The 16370-nt window shown below is 71.8% G+C and carries 21 protein-coding genes; 7 read left to right on the forward strand and 14 right to left on the reverse strand.

Going from position 1 to position 16370, the window contains the following annotated elements; genetic code table 11:
- The first annotated feature begins 2 nt into the window (after positions 1–2).
- The gene (locus AOA12_RS09315) at positions 3–572 is read left to right on the forward strand and encodes a dihydrofolate reductase family protein (RefSeq protein WP_054682286.1); all 570 of its coding nucleotides are present in this window, start codon (positions 3–5) and stop codon (positions 570–572) included.
- Positions 573–612: 40 nt separating this feature from the next.
- On the opposite strand, the gene AOA12_RS09320 is transcribed toward AOA12_RS09315, so the two are convergent.
- The 3 genes from AOA12_RS09320 to AOA12_RS09330 are packed head-to-tail and all read right to left on the reverse strand — an operon-like array spanning position 613 to position 2089.
- On the reverse strand, positions 613–1263 hold the full coding sequence (locus AOA12_RS09320; RefSeq protein WP_054682287.1) for a dihydrofolate reductase family protein: 651 nt from the start codon (positions 1261–1263) through the stop codon (positions 613–615).
- A gap of 12 nt (positions 1264–1275) precedes the next feature.
- A complete protein-coding gene (locus tag AOA12_RS09325; protein WP_054682289.1) occupies positions 1276–1746 on the reverse strand; it encodes an SRPBCC family protein in 471 nt (156 codons plus the stop codon).
- Positions 1739–2089: an ArsR/SmtB family transcription factor gene (locus AOA12_RS09330; protein ID WP_054682291.1), complete on the reverse strand. Its 351-nt coding sequence runs from the start codon at positions 2087–2089 to the stop codon at positions 1739–1741. The genes AOA12_RS09325 and AOA12_RS09330 overlap by 8 nt, the downstream gene beginning before the upstream one ends.
- Before the next feature lie 173 nt (positions 2090–2262).
- On the opposite strand from AOA12_RS09330, the gene AOA12_RS09335 reads away from it, so the two are divergent.
- Entirely contained in the window at positions 2263–2922 is a 660-nt protein-coding gene (locus AOA12_RS09335) for a class I SAM-dependent methyltransferase (RefSeq protein ID WP_054682292.1), read from the forward strand.
- Positions 2919–3548 (forward strand): GyrI-like domain-containing protein, encoded by a 630-nt coding sequence (locus AOA12_RS09340; protein ID WP_054682294.1) that lies wholly within the window; start codon positions 2919–2921, stop codon positions 3546–3548. Before AOA12_RS09335 ends, AOA12_RS09340 begins: the two co-directional genes overlap by 4 nt.
- A gap of 45 nt (positions 3549–3593) precedes the next feature.
- On the opposite strand, the gene AOA12_RS09345 is transcribed toward AOA12_RS09340, so the two are convergent.
- From AOA12_RS09345 to AOA12_RS09360, 4 genes are all read right to left on the reverse strand, one after another.
- A complete protein-coding gene (locus tag AOA12_RS09345) occupies positions 3594–3953 on the reverse strand; it encodes a VOC family protein (protein WP_054682296.1) in 360 nt (119 codons plus the stop codon).
- Between the two features lie 73 nt (positions 3954–4026).
- Positions 4027–4878, reverse strand: a complete 852-nt coding sequence (locus tag AOA12_RS23835; protein ID WP_054682299.1) for an SRPBCC domain-containing protein — start codon at positions 4876–4878, stop codon at positions 4027–4029.
- Positions 4871–5209, reverse strand: coding sequence for an ArsR/SmtB family transcription factor (locus tag AOA12_RS09355; protein WP_054682301.1), 339 nt, complete (start codon positions 5207–5209; stop codon positions 4871–4873). Before AOA12_RS09355 ends, AOA12_RS23835 begins: the two co-directional genes overlap by 8 nt.
- Positions 5210–5356: 147 nt before the next feature.
- Positions 5357–5755 (reverse strand): DUF1801 domain-containing protein, encoded by a 399-nt coding sequence (locus AOA12_RS09360; RefSeq protein ID WP_197281104.1) that lies wholly within the window; start codon positions 5753–5755, stop codon positions 5357–5359.
- An 88-nt stretch (positions 5756–5843) separates the two neighbouring features.
- Between AOA12_RS09360 and AOA12_RS09365 the strand changes: the two genes are divergently transcribed.
- Together AOA12_RS09365 and AOA12_RS09370 are read left to right on the forward strand one after the other, a co-directional pair.
- On the forward strand, positions 5844–6317 hold the full coding sequence (locus AOA12_RS09365; protein ID WP_054682304.1) for a GNAT family N-acetyltransferase: 474 nt from the start codon (positions 5844–5846) through the stop codon (positions 6315–6317).
- 73 nt (positions 6318–6390) lie between these two features.
- On the forward strand, positions 6391–6963 hold the full coding sequence (locus tag AOA12_RS09370) for a GNAT family N-acetyltransferase (RefSeq protein ID WP_054682306.1): 573 nt from the start codon (positions 6391–6393) through the stop codon (positions 6961–6963).
- 80 nt (positions 6964–7043) lie between these two features.
- Here AOA12_RS09370 and AOA12_RS09375 read toward each other — a convergent pair whose 3' ends face one another.
- From AOA12_RS09375 to AOA12_RS09405, 7 genes are all read right to left on the reverse strand, one after another.
- A complete protein-coding gene (locus AOA12_RS09375; RefSeq protein ID WP_231637219.1) occupies positions 7044–7808 on the reverse strand; it encodes an aspartate/glutamate racemase family protein in 765 nt (254 codons plus the stop codon).
- Complete coding sequence (locus AOA12_RS09380; RefSeq protein ID WP_197281105.1) at positions 7805–9028, reverse strand: amidohydrolase; 1224 nt, start codon at positions 9026–9028, stop codon at positions 7805–7807. Before AOA12_RS09380 ends, AOA12_RS09375 begins: the two co-directional genes overlap by 4 nt.
- Positions 9029–9128: 100 nt before the next feature.
- Positions 9129–10652 (reverse strand): ABC transporter substrate-binding protein, encoded by a 1524-nt coding sequence (locus AOA12_RS09385; RefSeq protein ID WP_054682308.1) that lies wholly within the window; start codon positions 10650–10652, stop codon positions 9129–9131.
- A gap of 33 nt (positions 10653–10685) precedes the next feature.
- Positions 10686–11495 (reverse strand): ATP-binding cassette domain-containing protein, encoded by an 810-nt coding sequence (locus AOA12_RS23570; protein WP_054682309.1) that lies wholly within the window; start codon positions 11493–11495, stop codon positions 10686–10688.
- Complete coding sequence (locus AOA12_RS23575; protein WP_054682311.1) at positions 11492–12502, reverse strand: ABC transporter ATP-binding protein; 1011 nt, start codon at positions 12500–12502, stop codon at positions 11492–11494. Before AOA12_RS23575 ends, AOA12_RS23570 begins: the two co-directional genes overlap by 4 nt.
- Positions 12499–13467 carry an ABC transporter permease gene (locus AOA12_RS09400; RefSeq protein WP_082406121.1) on the reverse strand — a complete coding sequence of 323 codons (969 nt, stop codon included), beginning with the start codon at positions 13465–13467 and terminating at the stop codon, positions 12499–12501. Before AOA12_RS09400 ends, AOA12_RS23575 begins: the two co-directional genes overlap by 4 nt.
- The gene (locus AOA12_RS09405; RefSeq protein WP_054682325.1) at positions 13464–14384 is read right to left on the reverse strand and encodes an ABC transporter permease; all 921 of its coding nucleotides are present in this window, start codon (positions 14382–14384) and stop codon (positions 13464–13466) included. Before AOA12_RS09405 ends, AOA12_RS09400 begins: the two co-directional genes overlap by 4 nt.
- Before the next feature lie 252 nt (positions 14385–14636).
- Here AOA12_RS09405 and AOA12_RS09410 point away from each other — a divergent pair, with 252 nt between their 5' ends.
- Positions 14637–15632, forward strand: a complete 996-nt coding sequence (locus AOA12_RS09410; RefSeq protein WP_054682326.1) for an ornithine cyclodeaminase family protein — start codon at positions 14637–14639, stop codon at positions 15630–15632.
- A 46-nt stretch (positions 15633–15678) separates the two neighbouring features.
- A complete protein-coding gene (locus tag AOA12_RS09415; RefSeq protein ID WP_054682327.1) occupies positions 15679–16362 on the forward strand; it encodes a GntR family transcriptional regulator in 684 nt (227 codons plus the stop codon).
- Positions 16363–16370 lie beyond the last annotated feature (8 nt).

Here is a 16370-nt window from a genome sequence, read left to right on the forward strand (position 1 = left end):
AGATGAGACCGCTTCGATACTCGATCAATGTCACGCTCGACGGCTGCTGCCATCACGAGGCGGGGCTCCCGCCCGACGAGGAGTCGATGCGCTACTGGACCGACGAGATGGCGCGCGCGGATGCCCTGCTCTTCGGACGGATGACCTACCGGATGATGGAGTCGGCGTGGCGGAGGCCCGCCACCGGTGCGTGGCCCGACTGGATGAACGAGTGGGAGGTCCCGTTCGCCGAGGCCATCGACGGGGCGAGGAAGCACGTCGTGTCGAGCACGCTGAGCGAGGTCGACTGGAACGCCGAGCTGGTGCGAGGCGACGTGGGGCAGGCTGTCCGGCGGCTCAAGGAGGAGCCGGGCGAGGGACTGTGGGCGGGCGGAGTGACGCTGCCCCTGGCGCTGGCGGATCTCGGGCTGATCGACGAGTACGAGTTCGTCGTGCAGCCGGTCCTGGCCGGACACGGACCCACGCTCCTCGCCGGCCTGCGCGAGCGCATCGAGCTCGAGCTCGTGGACCGCCGGGAGTTCCGGTCGGGAGCGCTCGCCCTGCGGTACCGGCCCGTGCGAGCCCGAGCCTGACGCGATGCGACCGGGCCGGCGCGAAGGGACCACGCCGCCGTCATCGTCGCGAGAACGTCAGATGGACGACGCCGCTCGGCGAGGCGACCGCCTCGATGCGGAAGCGCTGCTCGAGCCCCTCCGCTCCTTCCCAGAGCCGTTCGCCCCGCCCGAGCAGGATCGGCACGACGGCGATGTGCATCTCGTCGATCAGGTCCGCGTGCAGGAACTCGCGGATCGTCGTGGTGCCGCCGCCGATGCGCACGTCCAGGCCGCCGGCGAGCTCACGGGCCCGTGCCAGCGCGTCGGCGGGCTCGGCGTCGACGAAGTGAAAGGTGGTGCCGCCCTTCAGCTCCAGCGGCGGACGCGGATGGTGCGTGAGCACGACGACCGGCGTGTGGAAGGGCGGGTCGTCGCCCCACCAGCCTCGCCAGTCGTCATCGGGCCACGGGCCGGGCTGAGGGGCGAACTTGTTGCGCCCCATGATCTCCACGCCGATGCCCGTGTTCCACCGGCTCGCGAAAGCCTCGTCGACGCCGACCGTGCCCTCCTGATCGCCGTGGAACCCCATCGCGGCGAAGGTGCGCGTCGGAACGGCCCATTCGAGCAGCCGGTGTCCGGCGTGCCCGAACGGCGCCTCCAGACGCTGGCCCTCGCCGACGCCGAAGCCGTCGAGCGAGACGGAGAAGTTGTGCACGCGGACGAGTGACATGATGCCTCCTGGCTATCGGTCGGTCTGCGAGATCTCGGCGACGTAGGCCGCCAGACCGCGCAGGGTCTGCTGGCCGCCTTCGATCGCGTGGTACTTCTCGACGGCTTCGTCTCGGAGCGCCTGAGTGGGGAACACGGTGCGCATCACGATCCGCGTGCGGTCGCCCGCCTCCTCGAAGCTGAGGAAGGAGTCGAAGGCGTCGGGGTCGTCGCGGAACGCGCCGTGCAGCAGCACGAGCCGCTCCGGCGGGGTGATCTCCCGCCACAGGATCCATTCGGGGTAGTGCGTGCCGTCGGGCCCGTGCATGACGAAGCTCCATTCGCCGCCGACGCGGAACTCGAACGACCGGGTGGTCGTCGTGAACCCCTCGGGCCCCCACCACCGCGAGAGATGCCGGACGTCGGTGAACGCCTCGAAGACGAGGTCCCGTGGGGCGTCGATGATGTGGGAGACCACGATCTCCCGGTCGGCCGTGTCACTCATGCGTCTCCTCCTGTCGCGTCCGGCTCAGGTCCTGGACGTAGTCGTTGAGGCGGTCGAAGCTCTCGTTCCAGAACTGCTCGAAGCCGCCCAGCCATTCCTTGACGGGCAGCAGCCCGTTCGCATCGAGGTCGTACAGCCGCTGCTTGCCGTCGCCGCGAACGTGCACCAGTCCGACCTCGCGAAGCACCCGCAGGTGCTTCGACGCCTGGGGCTGGGACATCCCGAGCTCCTGGGCCAGATCGCCCACCGCACGCTCGCCGCGTCGCAGCCGGATGAGGATCTCCCGGCGCTGCGGCTCGGCGATCGCGTTGAACGCGTCGGAGGTCGTCGCTGCTCGTGCCATGAGACGATCATATGCCCATATCGGAAAATGTACAGAGGCAAGCGAGATTCGGTCCGCTGTGCGCAAGACCCCTCCGGTCTCGCGACGGTCCGCCGGCTCTAGGCTGAGGGGATGGACGGCAGAGCCGATGCGAGCGCGAAGCGCCGGCACGCGGCCGGCGGGGCAGGGACGGGATGTCGCTGAAATCGGTCCGAGCCTCGTACGGTGCCCGGGCGGGCGAGTACATCGACGCGGTCGGGCGCATCGAACACGTGGCTGGACCCGACCTCGCTCTCATCGAGGAGTGGGCGAGCGGCATCGACGGGCGCGTGCTCGACGTCGGCTGCGGTCCCGGTCAATGGACCGATCATCTCACCAGGCGCGGAGTCGACGTCGAGGGCATCGATCCCGTTCCCGAGTTCATCGAGCATGCGAGGGCTGCCTACCCCGGAGCGCGCTACCGGCTCGGCCTGGCCGAGGACCTCGGCGTCGAGAACGGTTCGCTGGGCGGCGTGCTCGCCTGGTACTCGCTCATCCACACGGACCCTGAGCTGGTCAGCGCACCGCTGGACGAGTTCGCGCGGAGCCTCGGGCCGGGCGGCGGTCTCGCGATCGGGTTCTTCGCCGGCCCGAGGCCGGAGCCGTTCGATCACGCGGTCACCACCGCGTATTCCTGGCCGATCGAACTGCTCGCGGCGAGCGTCGAGGCGGCGGGCTTCGTCGTCACCCGCACGGAGGGGCGCACGGATCCCGGCGCTCGGCCTCACGGCGCGCTCCTTGCCGTCCGCTCGCCGAGTGCCTCGCGCACGGCCGCGGTGCGGAACTCCGCCTCCCGAGCCCGAGGTGCCCGATGAGCGACAAGATCGATGTCAAGAAGTCTCTCGACAGCTACCGGGCCGTCCGCGGCCGGTTCCGCATCGTCGACGTGCCCGACATGCAGTACCTCATGGTCGACGGGCACGGGGATCCCAACAGCTCGCCGGCCTATGCCGACGCTCTCGCCACGCTGTATCCGGTCGCCTACAAGCTGAAGTTCGCCAGCAGTCGGGAGCTCGGCCGGGACTACGTCGTGCCCCCTCTCGAGGGGCTCTGGTGGGCGGAGGACATGGATGCCTTCACCGTCTCGCGCGACAAGTCCCGCTGGGACTGGACGATGATGCTCATGGTGCCGGAGTGGATGGGCCGCGGCATGTTCGAGAGCGCGATCGAGCTGGTCGGGGAGAAGGCCCCGCCGCCGCGTCTCGACGACATCCGTCTCGAGTCGCTGTCGGAGGGGCGCTGCGTGCAGACGCTGCACATCGGCTCGTTCGACGACGAGGGGCCGGTGCTCGAGCGGATGCATCACCGGTTCATCCCGGACAACGGGCTCCGCGTGCGCGGGAAGCATCACGAGGTGTACTTCAGCGACGCCCGGAAGGTCGCGCCGGAGAAGCTGCGCACCCTGCTCCGCCAGCCCGTCGCCAACGTCTCCGCGCAGTAGTCCTCGCCGACGCCGCGACCGGGCCGGGTTGCAGGGGCCGCGTGATCAGGCGGACCGCTCGGGCAGCTCCCACAGCTCGATCGGCAGGCCTTCGGGGTCGTGGATGCGCACGAACCGCCCGTACTCGGTGTCCCACTCGTCGCGGCGCTCGACCTCGATGCCCGCGGCCTCCAGTCGTGCCGTCAGCTCGTCGAGGCCGGTCACGCGGAGGTTGAGCATGAACGGCTGGTCGGCGGCGAAGTAGTCGCTGTCCGCGGCGAACGGCGCGAACACGGTCATGCCCTCGCCCTGGGTCCAGATGGCGTCGTGCCCGGCGTCGATGCCGAGGTGCTCCCGATACCAGGCGGCTCGGGCCTCGGGGTCGCGGCTGCGGAAGAACAGGCCGCCGATTCCGATGACGGGCATGCGGTCAGTGTACCCACCGCCCGCCCTCGCACAAGGGGGCCCGGCATCCCGCAGGCAAGGATGAGATCCCGTCTCACTCCTGCTCGGGAGGGCCGTAGGAGAGCCGGTCGAAGATCAGCACGCTCGCCGTGATCCTCCCGCCTGCCACGGTGAAGAGCTCCGCGGCCGGCGCCGTCGAGGTCGCGGCCGTCTGCGGGTAGTAGAACAGCGCGACGCGATCCCCGTCGACGAGCTCGGCGATGTCGCCGATGCCGGTGAGCATCGGGGCGAACCCGCCGATGAACGCGCGGTAGGCGTCCTTGCCGTTCAGGTCGATGCCCGGGGCGCGGCAGACGACGTCGTCGGCGATATGGCGCATCGCGGCCTCGACGTCGCCGCTCGTCCACGCGCGATGGTACTGCTGCACGATGTCGCGGGCGGTGTCGGGTGCGGTGTCGGGTGTCATGGGATCCTCCGGGTCGGTGCGGGTGTCGGTGCGTGGCGGATCGGTTCGGTCGGGGAGCGGGCGCCAGTCATCCGGTCCGGCGTCGCCGCCCGCGCCGGCGACGGCGAGGCGCGGCAGGAAGTTCGCCCAGCCGTCCGCGTGGCCGCGCGCCTCGGTGTCGGGCAGATCGGAGTGGCGCAGATCGACCCGGGTGCCGCCGCGGATCGGGGTAAGCCGGAACTCCACGGTCGAGGAGCCGGGGGGCAGGTCGTCGCTGCCGGCGAACCCCCAGGAGACGACCACGCGGTTCGGGGGCTCGACGTGCAGGTACGCGCCCCGCACGGGGTGGCCCGCGATGTCGACGGCGAACCGTCCGCCGGGCGTCGGATCGAGATCGGCGTACTGACCCATCCAGGCGGTCATGCCGTCGTTCGTCGTGAGGTACTGGAACACCGTCTCCGGCGAGGCGGCGATGTCGATGGAGTCCCGGAACTCAGCCACGGTCCTGTTCCTCCCGGGCCTCGATCGCGGTCTTCAGGTCGGCGAGCTTTCGCGGCCAGAAGTCGTCCAGGTACGAGCGCACCGCCGCGAGGCCGTCGGTGTCGATGGCGAACAGGTGACGGGTGCCCTCTCGCGTGCCGACGGCGAGCCCGGCCTTCCGGAGCACGCCGAGGTGGTGGGAGGTCGTCTGCTGCGACAGCCCGACCCGGTCGGCGATCGCGCCGACCGGCTGCGGCGTGGAACGGATCGCCTGCAGGATCGCGCGCCGGTTCCCGTCGGCCAGGGCGCGCAGCGCCAGATCGAGATCCGCTGCGGCTGCGTCGGTGCTCATCGTGCGCCTCTCTGCTCGGCTGCGATCATCATAGCACAAGCATACGTTTGTACTTATGGATATTGGTGAAGAATCGATCCCAAGGCGGTCGTGCGAACCGGGGCCGGCATCGAGCGCGCGCAGCAGCGCGGCATCCCGCGCCGTGCGTCATCCGTCGAGGCCGCGAAGCGGGCGAAGGCCGCCGTTCCTGCGGATGTCGCGATAGTTCCACTGGATGTCGCGCGCGTCGGCGAGCCAGCGGCGCACCGCCTCGGCGTCGACCTGATCCGGGGCCGTGTACCGCGCCTCCGCGGCGCGGAACGTGCCCTCCGGGCTCAGGCCCGGCACGCGGAACGACTGCCCGCTCCAGAACAGCAGGCGCACGGACGCCTTCAGCCGGTCGTATCCGACGACGGGGTTCCCGTCGAAGAACCAGACCGGATGCGCGTGCCAGATCTTGCGGTCGGCGTCGGGCAGCTCCCGCTCGACGATCGCGAGCAGCAGGTCGCAGACCGGTCGCGCCTCGGCGTCGAGCCGCGCGTGATAGTCGAGGATGTCATCGGGCACGGCGCGCATGCTGACCTCCGCTGCTCCTGCGATCTGGTCGGACGTGCACCGAGCGTATCGCTCCGCAGGGCGCGGATACACTCCCCGTATGCGCATCGCGATCGAGAGCCCCCGCGCCGCCGACGTGCTCGCGCTGCTCGGCGAGCACCTCGGCGACATGCACACCCTGTCGCCGGCCGAGAGCGTGCACGCCCTCGACGTCGAGGCGCTGGAGCATCCGTCGGTGACGATGTGGTCCGCTCGCGCCGACGACGGCGGCGCGCTCCTCGGCGTCGGCGCGCTCAAGGTGCACGACGACGGCACCGGCGAGGTGAAGTCGATGAGGACAGCCGCGAGCGCCCGCGGTCACGGCGTCGCGGGCGCGCTGCTCGCCGAGATCGTCGCCGCCGCGCGGGCCGCCGGCCTGCGGGAGCTCAACCTCGAGACCGGCACGCACGACTACTTCGCGGCGGCGCAGCGGCTTTACGAACGGCACGGCTTCGTCGCCCGCGGGCCGTTCGCCGACTACGCCGACGACCCGCACAGCCGGTACTACGGCATGCCGCTGGGGCCCGCCGCGTAGATCCCCTGCCGTGGGTCGGTTCGTGGATGCCGGGGCCCTTCAGCGACGACCGGCGCCTTGCCACACTGGTGACATGGGAATCATCGTGCGCCCGGCGACCGTGTTCGAGGACGTCGCGGCCGTCATCGGGCCGAAGAAGCCGACGTCGAACGTGTGCTTCTGCCTGAGCTACCGCATCGGCAGCAAGGAGAACGTGGCCCTGCGCGAGCCCGGCCGGTCCGCGCGCGTGCGGGAGCTGTGCGCGGAGGATCCGCCGCCGGGAGTGCTCGCCTATCTCGACGACGAGCCGGTCGGCTGGGCGGCGGTGCATCCGCGCGCCGCGACGAGCTTCGCGCGGAACCGGCTCATCCCGCACGTGGACGACCTCGACGTCTGGTCGCTGTGGTGCTTCCGCGTGCGCCCCGGTCACCGCAAGCAGGGGATCATGCACGCGCTCGTCGACGGCGCGGTCGCGCACGCGCGCGAGTCCGGCGCTCCGGCGATCGAGGGGTACCCGGTGGACAACGAGGGTGCCCGCGTCAATCTGACCATGGCCTACGTGGGCACCCGCAGCCTCTTCGAGCACGCCGGGTTCGCGAAGGCCGCCGACACCGGCTCCGTGCTCGACGGCTTCCCGCGCGTGCTCATGCGACTGCCGTTCGCCTGAGCCGCGACCGCCGCGTTCGTTCCCGAGGGGAGGGTCGTTCCCGAGGGCCGGATGCCGGCGTGTCGCTCCTCGGGAGGGACTCATCTCCTCGGGAACGACGGCGGCGGGGCGGGTCGCGCGCCGAGCGGCGGGCCCTCCCAGTGCTTCGCGGCGTCGCGCGGCGCGTAGGGGCCGCGCGTGCTCGTGCGCTTGCCCAGGGCGACGAGGTCCTCCGCGAGCCGGGTGGCGCACGCGACGCCGTCGAGCACCGGCACGCCGAGGCGCCGCTCCAGCTCGGCGTCGAGGCCGGCGAAGCCCGCGCAGCCGAGCACGATCGCGTCGGCACCGCGCGCGAGCGCCTCGCGCGCGGTGGCCTCGAGGGTGTCCGCGGTCGCGACGGGGTCGGTGCCCGCGTGCAGCACGGGGACCCCGCTCGCGAGCATCGCCGCGCACCGGCCCGACAGCCCGATCGTGCGCAGCGCCTCGTCGATGCCGGCCAGGGTGGAGGGCAGCGTCGTGACGATGCCGAAGCGGTGCGCCACGAGGCAGGCGAGGTACGCGGACGCCTCGGTGATGTCGACGACGGGCTGCCGCACGAGCTGTCGCATCCCCTCCCGGCCGTGCTCGCCGAAGCCCGCCATCACGACGGCGTCGAACGGCTCGGCGTGGGCGGCCACGGCGTCCATCGTCGCCACGGCGCTCGCGAAGCTCTCGACGTAGCCCTCCGCCGACGCGGGCCCCCACGCGGGCGTCACGGGGACGATGCGCGTGCCCGCGGAGGCCGCGGTGCGCGCGACGCCGGCGATGGCCTCCGACATCGCCGCGTCGGTGTTGCAGTTGACGACGAGGATCGTCGGCGCGCTCACGCGAGCTCGCCCCCGGCCGCGACGACGCGTCCCGCGTGGATGACGACGCGGTCCGCGGAACGGTCCATCACGGCCGCGGCGGGGGAGTCGCCCTGGACGACGACGAGCTCGGCGGGGTCGCCGGGCGCCACGCCGGGATGGGGCGAGCGGCCGAGTCTCGGCAGCGCCGCGTCGATGACGGTCGCCCCGCCCCACGTCGCGACGGCGAGCGCCGCCTCGACGTGCTCGTCCTTCACGTAGCCCTGGGTGAAGGCGAGCATCCAGGCGCGTTCGAGCATGTCGCCGTTGCCCCACGGCGACCAGTAGTCGCGCTGGCCGTCCTCGCCGAGGCCCACCCGGATGCCGCGGTCGAGCACCTCCAGAAGCGGCAGGTCGGCGGGCCACGCCGCCGAGCCCTTCGGCGCCACCGTCGTCAGGGCGATGTCGAGCTCCGCGACCTCGTCGAGGGCGTGTCCCACCTGCGGCAGCCCGGAGGCGAGGGAGAACGCGTGCGACACGGTCACACGGCCCGCGAGCCCGAGCGCGCGGGTGCGCTCGGCGATCAGCCCGAGCGAGAACAGGCCCAGGGTGCCCTGCTCGTGCAGGTGGATGTCGATGCGCACGCCGTGCCGCTCGGCGAGTTCGAAGACGGTGTCGAGGTGGCGTCGCGGATCCCGGTCGATGCCGCAGGGGTCGAGCCCGCCGATGATGTCGGCGCCGTTGCGGAGCGCGGCGTCGAGCAGGTCGGGCACGCCGTCCTCGAGATGGATGCCGACCTGCGGGAACGCCACGATCTCGACGTGCGCCCGGTCGCGGTGCGCCTCGCGCGCGCTCACGACGCCCTCGAACTTCTCCAGGCCGGAGTCGGCGTCGACCTGCGCGTGCGAGCGCACGCGCGTCGCCCCCTGCGCGATCATGCGGCCGAGCGTGTACGCGGCGCGCTCGGCGACGGGCTTCTCGGCGGAGCGCCAGTTCTTCCGGTCGTTCATGATGCGATCCCACAGCGTGTCGCCCGCCGTGTTGGGCCGGAACGGCAGACCCATGCGCGTCGAGTCGAGATGCACGTGCACGTCGCTGAACGACGGCAGCAGGATGCCGCCACGCCCGTCGAGCTCCTCCGCGGCGGCGGGCGGCGGCGCGCTCCCGGCCGTCTGCACGGTCGCGATGCGCGCGTCGCGCAGGACGACGTCGGAGGCGGGTGCGCCCCACGGGCGGACGTTGCGGATGAACAGCTCGGTCATGGGCATGATCCTTCGTCGGAGGGAGGTGTCGTCGGGGAGGACGGGGTTCGGTCCAGGATGCCGCCGAAGGGTGCGCGGCGGTATCCTGGACCGTCTCGGCTCAGCCGCCGAAGGTCAGGTCGGCGAGCGAGTACAGCCCGTCGACGCGGGGCGTCCACTCGATCCCCGGGGCGACGGCGTACGCCGTCTCGGGGGTGAACAGCGGGATGAGGTAGGCCTGCGCGAAGTTGAGCTCGGCGAGCTCCTGGAAGACCGCGTCGCGGTCGGCGCCCTCGACGCGGCGCTGCGCGTCGACGAGGGCCGCGGTCTCCGCGCTCTTCGCGTAGTCGTTCTGGCCGCCCGCGAACATGTTGGTGATCGGCATGTCGCCGTCCATCGTCGAGGGCGCCCACGTGTTGAGGAAGATGCCCTTCATGTCGACCGTGCCGTAGATGCGGTTGGACAGGCTGGCCTGGTCCATGCCGACGAGCTCCACCGTGATGCCGACGCGCTCGAGATAGCCGGCGATCGCCTGCGCGATCTCGGAGCTGAGCGGGATGCGCCCGTCGGTCGCGTACTCGAGGGGGATCGGCGTGCCGTCGTAGCCCGCCTCGGCGAGGAGCGCCTGCGCCGCCGCGGGGTCGAAGGCGGGGCCCGCGATGTCCGCGACGTGACCCGCGACGTTCGGCGCGACGACCTGGTCGTTGGCCACTGCGCGACCGCTCAGCACCGACGTGACCAGCTCCTCGCGATCGATGGCGTGCCAGACGGCCGTGCGCACGCGCGCGTCGGCGAGCGGTCCGCTCGTCGAGTTCATGCCGAGGAACGTCACGCCGTTCGACGCGCGCTCGGCGATCTCGACGCCCGATCCGTCCGCCGACGACACCTGGTTCGGCGAGATGAGCGCGATGTCGAGGCTGCCGGAGATCACGCCGTTGAGGCGGGCCTGCTCGTCGGCGACGGTCTGGAAGGTGAGTGTGCCGATCTCGGGCACGGTGCCCCAGTAGTCCTCGTTGCGCTCCAGCACGTAGTCGACGCCGCGCGTCCAGCTGACGAAGCGGAACGGCCCCGTGCCCACGGGCGCTTTGGCGAAGCCCTCCGACCCGAGCTCCTCGTACACGGCCTTCGGCACGATCGACTGGGTCGTCGTGATCGACGGCCAGGGCGAGAACGGCGAGTCGAGGTGGAAGACGACGGTCGACTCGTCGGGGCTGCTCACCGACTCGAGCATCCCCATGTAGCCGAGGTTGTCGGCATCCGGGGTCGCGAGCACCGTCTCGTAGGTGAAGACGACGTCGTCGGCGGTGAGCGGCGAGCCGTCGTGGAACACGACGTCGTCGCGCAGCGTGTACGTCCACTCGGTGAAGTCGTCGTTCGCCTCCCACGACGTGGCGAGGGCGGGCTGCACGGCGCCGTCGGCGTCGAGAAGCGTGAGCTGGTCGAACAGGTTGTAGTAGACGTTGTAGCCGGCGAGCGAGCCGTCGACGATCGGGTCGGGGGAGCGCTCGGGCTCGGTGACGACGCCGACGGTCAGCTCGGTGCCGGCGTCCTCGGCCGGGGCGGAAGACGCGCAGCCGCTGAGCAGCAGGACGGAGGCCGCGGCGACGGCGGCGGCGCGCCGCCCGGCGGCAGTGTGACGTGACATGGTTCTCCTTGGCAGGGGGATCGGGGTGTGGGGTCAGGTGGTGGTGGTGCGGGACGGGCTCGGTCGTGGGCGGGCGTGCGGGTCGGGGATCGGGATCGCGTCGAGCAGCATGCGCGTGTACGGGTCGCGGGGGCGCTCGAAGACCTCGTCGCTCGCGCCGGTCTCGACGATGCGGCCCTGGCGCATGACGGCGACGCGGTCGGAGAGGTAGCGCACGACGGAGAGATCGTGCGCGATGAACAGGTAGGACAGTCCGCGGCTCGCCTGCAGGTCGAGCAGCAGGTTGACCACCTGCGCCTGCACCGAGACGTCGAGCGCCGACACGGGCTCGTCGAGCACGAGCACGTCGGGCTGCAGCGCGAGGGCGCGCGCGATGCCGAGCCGCTGACGCTGGCCGCCGGAGAACTGCGCGGGCGTCTTGCGCAGGGCGTCGGCGCCGATGCCGACGCTGTCGAGCAGCTCGACGACGCGGTCCTTGGAGTACCGGTGGTGGATGACGAGCGGCTCGGCGACGATGTCGTGCGCGCTGAGGCGCGGATCGAGGGACGAGTACGGATCCTGGAACACGAGCTGCACGCGGTTCTGCAGCTGGCGCCGCCGCCGCGCGGGGAGCGTGGCGAGATCCTCGCCGAAGACCCGGATCGTGCCGGAGGTCGGCGTGTTGATGCCGAAGATCGTCTTCACGAGGCTCGACTTGCCGCATCCCGACTCTCCGACGAGGCCGAGCGTCTCGCCGCGATGCAGCGTGAGCGAGACGCCGTCGACGGCCTTGGTCACCTCTCGCCGGCGCGAGAAGTGCACGTGCAGGTCCTCGATCTCCAGCACCGCCTCCCGCTCGGTCATGCGGTCACCTCCTCGGCGAAGGCGCGCACGTCGTCGGCGTGATGGCAGGCCGACCGGTGCCCCGCCCCGACCAGCCGGAACGCGGGCGGCGTCGTCTCGCACACGGCCGACTTCGCGGCGAGCTCGCAGCGCGGCGCGAAGGCGCAGCCCGCGGGCCGGCGCGCGGGCGCCGGGGGCGCGCCGGGGATCGAGTAGGCGCGGCCGCCCGCGTGCGCGCTGGACAGCAGGCTTCCGAGCAGGCCCGCCGTGTAGGGATGCCGGGGCCGGTCGAAGACGTCCCAGACGCTGCCCTGCTCGACGATCCTGCCGGAGTACATGATGCAGATCGTGTCGGCGGTCTGCGCGACGAGGCCGAGGTCGTGGGTGATGAGCACCATCGCCGCGCCCGTGCGCTGACGGGCGTCGGCGAGCAGATCCATGATCTGCGCCTGGATCGTGACGTCGAGCGCCGTGGTCGGCTCGTCGGCGACCAGCAGGCGCGGATCGTGCGCGATCGCCGCGGCGATGACGGCGCGCTGGCGCATGCCGCCCGACCATTGGTGCGGGTACGTGCGCGCCCGCGCGGCGGCGTCCCGCACGCCCACGGCCTCGAGCAGCTCGATCACGCGAGCGCGCACCTGCGCCCGTGTCATCCCCCGAGCGTGCAGCCGCACGGCCCGGGCGAGCTGGGCGCCCACGCGCTTGACGGGGTTGAGCGCCGTCATCGGGTCCTGGAAGACCATCGACAGCTCGTTGCCGCGCAGCGACCGCAGCTCGCGCTCGGTCATGGCGAGCAGGTCGCGCCCGCGGTAGGTCACGCTGCCCCCGCTCACCTCGACGCCCGCGGGGAGCAGCCCCAGCACGGCGGCCATCGTCAGGCTCTTGCCCGACCCCGACTCGCCGACGAGGCAGAGCACCTCGCCGTCGTGCACCGTGAACGACACATTGTCGACCAGGCGCACGTCGCGGCCCTCCTCGGTGCGCGTGGTCACAACGAGGTCGTCGACGCGGAGAAGCTCGGCGGTCATGAGGCATCCTTCCTCCAGCGCGACACGCGTCGGCGTCGCAGCGTGGACAGGTCGCGCTCGGCGGTGAAGCGCTGGCTGACGAGGTTCGTCGCGATGACGACGAGGAAGATCGCCACGCCGGGCATGATCGAGAGGTACGGGGCGTCGCGGATGAACTTCTGCCCCTCCGAGATGAGCAGGCCCCACGAGGGCGTGGGGGGCTGCACGCCGAGGCCGAGGTAGTCGAACGACGACGTCAGCAGCAGGATGCCGCCGATGTCGGACGACGCGAGGATGAGCGTCTGCACGCCGACGTGCGGGGCGATGTGCGTCGAGACGATCCACTGGGGCGTGCCGCCCTGGATGCGCGCCGAGGTGACGAAGTCGCGTTCGCGCAGGGTCAGGGCGGTGCTGCGCGCGACCCGCGCGTAGCCGACCCAGTAGGTCGCCGCGAGGGTGATCACCATGAGCGCGCTGCTCGGCCCGAAGGTCGCCGAGAGCGCGATCAGGATGAGGATGACCGGCATGGCGAGCTGCACGTCGGCCCACGACATGAGGAGGCTGTCGAGCCGCCCGCCCGCGTAGCCCGCGATCATCCCGATCGTCATGCCGATGATCGCGTTGACGATCACGACGAGCAGCACGATGCCGAGGGAGACCTGGCCGCCCTGCGCGAGCCTGCTCATCGTGTCGCGTCCGAGCACGTCGGTGCCGAGGGGATGGGCCGGGTCGGTGAACGGCGGGACGAACGTGCGGGACAGATCCTGCCCGAGCGGGTCGTAGCCGGGCGTGAGCGGCAGGATCAGGATGAAGGCGACGACGACGGCGAGGATGCCGACGCCCGTCCACTCCAGCGCGGAGAGCCGGGGGAGGCGAAAGCGCGCGGCCGTGTCGGGGGCCGCCACGGCGGGCGGCGTCGTGTCCGTGCTCAGGGGAGCGTCCGTGCGCGTGACGGCGTCACGGCTCATCGGAGTCTCGGGTGTCATCGGAGCCTCACACGGGGATCGAGGGCGGCGGTCAGCACGTCGACGAGGGCGTTCGAGAGGATGAACAGGAGCGCGACGACGATGAGACCGGATTGCACGACGGGGAAGTCACGGGCGTAGACGGCGCTGAGCATGAGCTGGCCCATGCCTGGCCACGCGAAGACGTTCTCGACGATGACGAGGCCGCCGAGGAAGGTGCCGAGGCTGATGCCCGCGATCGTGAGCACGGGAAGCGCGGCGTTGGGCAGCAGCTCGAACACGACGACCCGGAACCTGCTCTCGCCGCGCGCGAGCGTGGTGCGCGCGTAGTCGAGGCGGAACTGCTCGCCCAGCGCGTTGTCGAGCAGCCGCATGTAGACGACGAACTGCGCGGTCGCCACCGTGGCGGCGGGCAGCACGATGCCCAGCGGATCCCGGTTGCCGAGCGAGGGCAGCACGCCGAGCCCGACCGAGAACACGAGCACGAGGAGCAGGCCGAAGAAGAAGTCGGGGATCGCCTGCCGCGCCGAGCCCAGGGTGAGGAAGGTCGTGCGCAGCGCGGAGCTGGCGCGCAGCTGGATGAGGAGCGCCGCGCCGATCGCGAGGACGAGCCCCAGGACGAGTCCGACGGCGCCGAGCTGGAGGGAGGCGGGAAGACGCTCCAGCACGAGGTCCATGGACGAGACGCCGCGCTGTCGGTACGAGTCCCCGAAGTCGCCGCGGACGAGGCCGGCGAGGTAGTCGAGGTACTGCAGCCACAGCGGCCGGTCGAAGCCCAGCTCCGCGTCGAGCGCGGAGATCTGCTCGGGTGTGGCGTTCTCGCTCAGCAGCAGGGCGGCGGGGCTGCCGCTGAGCCGGCCGAGCAGGAACGCGATCGTGCAGACCACGAAGATCGTCGCGAGCGCTTGCGCGGCGCGTCGCAGCAGCCAGCCTGCCATGTGTCCTCGATCCGCTCGTTCCGGTATTTGGTATACAGGATCGCCATCCCGTGTTTCAGGCGTGTGGCATCGCAGTTTCGCCGAGCGAACATTCCGGACGCGTGCGATCGTCGCAGATGTTGATTTTTCAGGGAGAAACGGTGTTCGACTCGCGACTACCCGTGCTCATGCGGCACCGGGGAACGCCGTCGACTTGAGGTCGGGATGCCGCCTACCTTATGTTCGGTATACCAAAACTGAGGAGGCCATCGGATGCACGTGCTGACATCTGCCGACGTCGAGCAGCTCGTCGACTGGGACGGACTGGTGGCGGAGCTCGAGCGGGTCCACGTCGGCATGGCCCGGGGCCATGTCGTGCAGCCCGCGCCGCACGCGCTCCGCGATCCCCGTTCGTCCGCACCCGACGCGGCCGCGATCGTGCCGATGATGTCGATGGACGCCGATCGCCGCCTCTTCGCCGTCAAGGTGCTCGCCGACGCCCCTGCCAACAGGACACGGGGGCTGCCGGCGCAGAGGTCGACGGTGTCGCTCTACGACGCCGACACGGGCGCCTGCCTGGCGATCGTCGACGGCGCGGCCCTGACCCGGCTCCGGACCGCGGCGATGACGCTCCTGGCCACGAGGGCGCTCGCCCGGCCGGATGCGAGGACGCTCGCCGTGGCGGGGGCGGGGCCGCTGGCCGTCGAGCACGTGCGCGCGCTCACGGCGGGCCACCGGTACGACGACGTGAGGCTCTGGTCGCGATCCGAGGACCGCGCGCGGACGGCGATCGCGGCGCTCGACGGCGCCGGCATCGCCGCCCGGGCGGTGCCGCGCATCGACGCGCTGACCGACGGCGCCGACGTCGTGTGCACCCTCACGCCCTCGGCCCGGCCCATTCTCGACGTCGGCCAGCTCGCCGACGGCGTGCACGTCAACGCGGTGGGCTCGCCGCCGCGTCCCGCCTACACGGAGGTGACGCCGGCCGTGTTCGCGCGCGCGCACCTCGTCGCCGTCGACGCGCTGGCCGTCGCCCTCGCCGACTCGGGCAACGTGCGCAACGCCGTGGACGCCGGAAGCGTGGCCGTCGAGGAGCTCGTGGAGCTCGGCGCTATCCTGGCCGGGGACGCACGCGGACGCACCGGCGCGAGCCAGGTGACGGTGTTCAACTCCGTCGGCATCGGCGGGCAGGACCTCGCCGCGGTCGTGCACGTGCTCGACCGGGCACGCGCCGTCGGCGCGGGCACGACCATCGCGCTGCGGGGATGAGACGAGGGCCCCGAGACGGGGCCGGGAGAGGCGGGAGGGCACGGCGATGGTCGAGGCCGGTGCGGGCGGCGGGGCGGAGACCCCCGACGAGTCGCTGGCGCAGCAGGCCTACCAGAAGCTGCGCACCGCGATCATCACGGGTCACTATCCGCAGGGCACGGCGATCAAGGAGGGCCGTCTCGCGAGCGAGCTGAACGTCTCGCGGGTGCCCGTGCGCACGGCGATCCACCAGCTCGACAACGACGGGTTCCTGCGCACCGCCCACCGCCGCAGCGCGCGGGTCGCCGAGTGGACGGCCCGCACGATCGAGGAGTTCTTCGACGTGCGGCTCGGGCTCGAGACGCTCGCCGCACGCCTCGCGGCACGCCGTGCGGCCGAGGCGGGGAGCGTGCAGCCGCTGCGCGCGGTCCTCGAGCGCGCCCACGACGCCGTCGCCCAGGGCGACCGGCTCGCGGTCGCCGAGGCGCACGCGCACGTCCACGACGAGATCGTGCGCATGGCCGGCAGCGAGCTGCTCACGGCGCTCATGCGGCCCGTCATCGGCAGGATGACGTGGCTCTTCTACCTCACCGCCGACCGCGACCCGCACACGCAGTCGCACGAGCACGACGACTTGCTGCACGCGATCGAGACCGGCAACGAGCGCCTCGCCGAGAGCCTGGCCTACGCGCACATCGAGAAGGGCCGCGTGCCCACGCTCGTGCTGCTGGGCGGGGGAGAACAGGCGTAGTCCCGCGC

Origin of the sequence: Microbacterium sp. No. 7, from assembly GCF_001314225.1 — a bacterium.
GTDB lineage: Bacteria > Actinomycetota > Actinomycetes > Actinomycetales > Microbacteriaceae > Microbacterium.

What these genes read in the sequence shown, in the direction of transcription:
- AOA12_RS09330 (WP_054682291.1), bottom strand. Translation starts at nt 2,089, where the DNA reads ATGGCACGAGCAGCGACGACCTCCGACGCGTTCAACGCGATCGCCGAG.
- AOA12_RS09365 (WP_054682304.1), top strand. Translation starts at nt 5,844, where the DNA reads ATGCGCATCGCGATCGAGAGCCCCCGCGCCGCCGACGTGCTCGCGCTG.
- AOA12_RS09325 (WP_054682289.1), bottom strand. Translation starts at nt 1,746, where the DNA reads ATGAGTGACACGGCCGACCGGGAGATCGTGGTCTCCCACATCATCGAC.
- AOA12_RS09355 (WP_054682301.1), bottom strand. Translation starts at nt 5,209, where the DNA reads ATGAGCACCGACGCAGCCGCAGCGGATCTCGATCTGGCGCTGCGCGCC.
- AOA12_RS09385 (WP_054682308.1), bottom strand. Translation starts at nt 10,652, where the DNA reads ATGTCACGTCACACTGCCGCCGGGCGGCGCGCCGCCGCCGTCGCCGCG.
- AOA12_RS23575 (WP_054682311.1), bottom strand. Translation starts at nt 12,502, where the DNA reads ATGACCGCCGAGCTTCTCCGCGTCGACGACCTCGTTGTGACCACGCGC.
- AOA12_RS09335 (WP_054682292.1), top strand. Translation starts at nt 2,263, where the DNA reads ATGTCGCTGAAATCGGTCCGAGCCTCGTACGGTGCCCGGGCGGGCGAG.
- AOA12_RS09340 (WP_054682294.1), top strand. Translation starts at nt 2,919, where the DNA reads ATGAGCGACAAGATCGATGTCAAGAAGTCTCTCGACAGCTACCGGGCC.
- AOA12_RS09370 (WP_054682306.1), top strand. Translation starts at nt 6,391, where the DNA reads ATGGGAATCATCGTGCGCCCGGCGACCGTGTTCGAGGACGTCGCGGCC.
- AOA12_RS09400 (WP_082406121.1), bottom strand. Translation starts at nt 13,467, where the DNA reads ATGACACCCGAGACTCCGATGAGCCGTGACGCCGTCACGCGCACGGAC.
- AOA12_RS09315 (WP_054682286.1), top strand. Translation starts at nt 3, where the DNA reads ATGAGACCGCTTCGATACTCGATCAATGTCACGCTCGACGGCTGCTGC.
- AOA12_RS09320 (WP_054682287.1), bottom strand. Translation starts at nt 1,263, where the DNA reads ATGTCACTCGTCCGCGTGCACAACTTCTCCGTCTCGCTCGACGGCTTC.
- AOA12_RS23570 (WP_054682309.1), bottom strand. Translation starts at nt 11,495, where the DNA reads ATGACCGAGCGGGAGGCGGTGCTGGAGATCGAGGACCTGCACGTGCAC.
- AOA12_RS09405 (WP_054682325.1), bottom strand. Translation starts at nt 14,384, where the DNA reads ATGGCAGGCTGGCTGCTGCGACGCGCCGCGCAAGCGCTCGCGACGATC.
- AOA12_RS09410 (WP_054682326.1), top strand. Translation starts at nt 14,637, where the DNA reads ATGCACGTGCTGACATCTGCCGACGTCGAGCAGCTCGTCGACTGGGAC.
- AOA12_RS09415 (WP_054682327.1), top strand. Translation starts at nt 15,679, where the DNA reads ATGGTCGAGGCCGGTGCGGGCGGCGGGGCGGAGACCCCCGACGAGTCG.
- AOA12_RS09380 (WP_197281105.1), bottom strand. Translation starts at nt 9,028, where the DNA reads ATGACCGAGCTGTTCATCCGCAACGTCCGCCCGTGGGGCGCACCCGCC.
- AOA12_RS09345 (WP_054682296.1), bottom strand. Translation starts at nt 3,953, where the DNA reads ATGCCCGTCATCGGAATCGGCGGCCTGTTCTTCCGCAGCCGCGACCCC.